General features: G+C 66.7%; 4 protein-coding genes and 1 pseudogene. 4 read left to right on the top strand and 1 reads right to left on the bottom strand.

The window, feature by feature from the left end:
* From WA317_RS12420 to WA317_RS12405, 4 genes and pseudogenes are all read left to right on the top strand, one after another.
* Positions 1–756 (top strand): annotated as a pseudogene (locus WA317_RS12420) (ATP-binding protein); the annotation flags it as partial.
* A gap of 8 nt (positions 757–764) precedes the next feature.
* On the top strand, positions 765–1,172 hold the full coding sequence (locus WA317_RS12415; RefSeq protein ID WP_425173315.1) for a serine protease inhibitor: 408 nt from the start codon (positions 765–767) through the stop codon (positions 1,170–1,172).
* 6 nt (positions 1,173–1,178) lie between these two features.
* The gene (locus WA317_RS12410) at positions 1,179–1,553 is read left to right on the top strand and encodes a DUF742 domain-containing protein (protein WP_425173314.1); all 375 of its coding nucleotides are present in this window, start codon (positions 1,179–1,181) and stop codon (positions 1,551–1,553) included.
* A complete protein-coding gene (locus tag WA317_RS12405) occupies positions 1,534–2,112 on the top strand; it encodes a GTP-binding protein (RefSeq protein WP_425173313.1) in 579 nt (192 codons plus the stop codon). Before WA317_RS12410 ends, WA317_RS12405 begins: the two co-directional genes overlap by 20 nt.
* A gap of 49 nt (positions 2,113–2,161) precedes the next feature.
* Here WA317_RS12405 and WA317_RS12400 read toward each other — a convergent pair.
* On the bottom strand, positions 2,162–4,183 hold a 2,022-nt coding region (locus WA317_RS12400; protein ID WP_425173312.1), incomplete at its 5' end, for an ATP-binding cassette domain-containing protein.

The following is a 4,183-nucleotide window of genomic DNA, read 5'->3' as shown; positions in this document are numbered from 1 at the left end:
GGCGAGGATGACGCCGCGCCGCGGCCGGCAACAGACGCCGGCGGGTCAGCGGAGTCGGTGCCGGACGCGGGTCCGCCGTACGCCGAGGCTGACACCGCCCTGGTCGAGACCCCAGTCGGCTCCTCCGAAGGCAACACCTCGCGTCCCTCGCCGATCCCACTGTTGCCGCGCCGCAGCCCCGGATCCAGCGGCATCACCGGCGTTCCAACTCCGGCTCCCGAAGAGCCGGCCGCCGCGACCGTCTCGAACACCGCTGCGTATTTCTCGTCGCGGTCGCGTGCGGCCGGCAGGCAATCCGAACCGGTCGTCGCCGCGTTTCCGCAGGTAGCGGCCGAGCTTCCGGATCAAGACGACCTCATCTACCAGCGGATGCTCTCGGAGTGGCTGGTCGATCCGCGCGAGCTGGCGCACAGCACCGATCTGGACTGGAAGTCGGTATGGGATCACGGCTGGTCGGCGGCGGCGGAAGTCGAAAACGTGCCCATCTCGGCGCACACCGATCACGGTCTGCCGGTGCGTGAACCCGGGGCCCGGTTGGTGCCGGGTACGGCGACGCCGGAAGGACCGGAAGCTGCTAAGCACCGCGGGGCGGACGACCGCAACGGGATGGCCTCCAACGGCGGATACCATCCCGGGCGGCATCACGCCCCGGGGCGCGACCCCGATGCGGTCCGTGCCTCGATCAGCAGCCATTTCGGTGGCGTGCGCGCGGCCCGATCGCAGACCCGCGACTCACAAGGACCTGAATCGGAATGACAAATACGATGACCAACCCGCCCCACGACAACTCGTTGGACTGGCTCGTCTCCAATTTCGCGCGGGAGGTTTCCGGCGTGGCGCATGCCGTGTTGGTATCCGTCGACGGGCTGCTGATCGCCGCGAGCGAACACCTGCCAACCGACCGAGCCGACCAACTTGCGGCGGTTGCCTCTGGGCTGGCCAGCTTGGCTTCGGGTGCCTCGCAGCTGTTCGAAGGCGGCCAGGTGTTGCAGTCGGTCGTCGAAATGGAGAACGGATATCTGCTGCTGATGCGCGTCGGCGACGGCTCGCATTTGGCGACGCTGGCCTCGCCGTCGTGCGACATCGGGCAGATCGGCTACGAAATGGCCATCCTCGTCGAACGGGTGGGCGGCGTGGTGCAGTCGTCCCGGCGCGCACCGCTGCATTCGTGAGCCGCGATGGACGCACCCGAGCCGCCGGACCCCCAGCATGAGGCGAGTCTGGTCCGTCCCTACACGTTGACCGCCGGACGGACCGACACCACCGTCGACCTCCCGTTGGAAGCGCCGCTGCAGACTCTGCAGTCGGCCCTGTTCCACCAGTGGCCGCCTAACGACGTGCGGGGCAAGATCGTGCAACTGTGCGTCGAGAGGCCGTCGGTCGCCGAGGTCTCGTCGCGGCTGGATCTGCCGCTGGGTGTCGCGCGTGTGCTGGTCGGTGATCTGGTCACGTCCGGCTATCTTCAGGTGCAGGCGACGCTGACCGAGCGCTCGACCCGCGACGAACGCCGTGAACTGATAGGAAGGACGCTCCGTGGCTTACGAGCACTCTGAGAGGCGCGATGCCGCCTCGACGAAGATCGTCATCGCGGGCGGGTTCGGCGCCGGGAAAACGACTTTCGTCGGGGCGGTCTCGGAAATCATGCCGTTGCGCACCGAGGCGATGGTGACCGACGCCTCCGCCGGTGTCGACATGCTCGAGGCCACTCCGCTCAAGCGGACCACCACCGTCGCGATGGACTTCGGCCGAATCACTCTGGACGAAGATCTGGTGCTCTACCTCTTCGGCACCCCGGGGCAGCGCCGTTTCTGGTTCATGTGGGACGACCTGGTGCGCGGCGCTATCGGCGCGGTCATCCTGGTCGACTGCCGGCGGCTGCAGGACAGTTTCGCCGCGGTCGACTTCTTCGAGCACCGCAAGCTGCCGTTTCTGATCGCTGTCAACGAATTCGACGGCGCATCCAGGTTTCCCGTCGCCGAGGTCCGCAAGGCGCTGACCCTGCCCGATCACATTCCGGTGATCAACATCGACGCGCGGGACCGCAAATCAGCGACGGATGCGTTGATCGCGATCAGCGAGTACGCGCTGCAGAGCCTGACCGCGACCGGTTAGGCGATCGCGAGCGCGGCTGGAAGCCGGGCGAAGCGGGTCGCCGCCAGCGCTAGCGCCGCAACCGAATGTGCCAGCGAACAAACAGCGAGTAGAACACCGACAGCAGGGCGAGCATCCCCATGTCGAGCAGGAAGATGTGCTTCGAGTGCTGCCACAGCGCATCGTTCGTCGGGATTTGCTTGACTTTTACCAGGTTCGGGAAGTCGATCGACGACGCCCCGGCGGCGTAACCCCAACGTGCGGGCAGCAGCCACGACAGCTGGTCGAGACCCGCCCGGCCGGTCACCGGGATCATCCCGCCGGCGAGCACCAGCTGCGACATGATCGACACCACCAGCAGCGGCATGATCTGCTCGTTGGATTGCGCTATCGCCGACAGCAACAGGCCGAGGACCGCCGAGGCGACGCAGGTGCCTGCGACGGTGACGAACAGCGAGAAGGTGGCGCTGCCGAAGAACGGCGGATGCGCGGTCGGCGCGCCTTTGCCGAGTCTGACGATTGCGGTCGCGATTCCCGCCTGGATGGTCGCGAAGACGAAGAATACGGCGATCTTGGCCAGCAGGTAGCCCGTGGTGGATAGCCCGACCGCCTGTTCTCGGCGGAAGATCGGGCGCTCGCCGATCAGGTCGCGGATCGTCAGCGCGGTGCCCATGAAGACGGCCCCGATGTTGAGCAGGACCATGATGTATTGGGGTTCGGTAGGCGCCGCACCGAGTGGGTCGGCGGGACCGAGTCCGGGCATGGGGCCTTTGACGGTGAGCGACAATGCACCGATGAGGAACGGCAAGACCGCCAGGAACACCGAGTAACCACGGTCGGAGACGACGAGTCGAACCTGACGACGCGCAATCGTGGAAAGCTGGCGCAGCAGGTCGGTGTGCACCGGCGCGCCCAGGTCCCCCGGGGCCTCCGCAGCCCGCACGGCTTGCGACTGTTGTCTATCGCCCTTCCTTTCCATGAAGCGGCGATTGGCTTCGTCGGGGTCGGCGCCCACGTTGGCGAAGATGTCCGCCCAGTTGGTGGTTCCCAAAGCGGCTTCCACCTGGTCGGGCGAGTTGTTGAAGGCCGTCTTGCCGCCGGGTGCCACCAGCAGAATCTGGTCGCAGACATCGAGGTAGGACACCGAGTGCGTCACGACCAGTACCACCCGGCCGGCGTCGGCCAGCTGCCGCAGCATCAGCATGACCTGACGGTCCAGCGCCGGGTCCAGACCGGAGGTCGGCTCGTCGAGCAGCAGCAGCGACGGTTGGGTGAGCAGTTCCAGTGCCACCGAGGCGCGTTTGCGTTGCCCACCGGACAGCTTGTCCACCCGGGTATCGGCGTGCTTGGTCAGGTCCAGTTCCTCGAGCACCTGCGCCACCACCTGGGCGCGTTCCTGCTTGCTGGTGTCGGGGGGCAACCGCAGCTCGGCGGCGTATCCGAGCGCTTGGTTGACGGTCAGCTGGCGGTGCACGACGTCGTCCTGCGGAACCATCCCGATTCTGCTGCGCATGGTCGCGTACTCGCGGTGAATGTCATGGCCCTCGAAGGTGACCGAGCCGGAGCTGGGGCGGGTATACCCGGCGATCAGCCGGGACAGCGTGGTCTTGCCCGCACCGGATCCACCGATGATGGCGGTGAGTGTCCCCGGCCGGCAGGTCAGCGAGATGTTGTCAAGCAGTTCCTTGCCGTCGATCTTGAAGTGCACCGAGTTCACCTCGAGACCGCCGGAGCGGGTCGCGGCTTCGGTGCGACGGATCAAGGTGCCGTCGCTGTAGACCAGGTCGACGTTGCCGATGGTGACCACGTCGCCCTCGCTGAGGACCGCTGAGCCCACCCGGACGCCGTTGACGAACGTCCCGTTGATGCTTTGTGCATCGCGGATCTCGGTGCCGATCGGGGTTTCGACCAGGAACGCGTGATGACGCGAGGCCAACACGTCCTGGATGACGATGTCGTTGTCGTTGGCGCGCCCGATCGTCAATGAGCCGGCCGGCTTCGCCGGTCCTGATCCAGGCCGCAGCGCCTGCATCATCTTGGTGGCCAGGTTGGCTTCCCCGGTCTGCTTGACCACGGCCGGGGCCCTCTGAGT

Origin of the sequence: Mycobacterium sp. (assembly GCF_049802695.1) — a bacterium.
In the GTDB taxonomy this organism is placed as follows: Bacteria; Actinomycetota; Actinomycetes; order Mycobacteriales; family Mycobacteriaceae; genus Mycobacterium.
The sequence above is the reverse complement of the archived record's forward strand: the minus strand, read 5'-3'. Positions and strand labels throughout refer to the sequence as shown.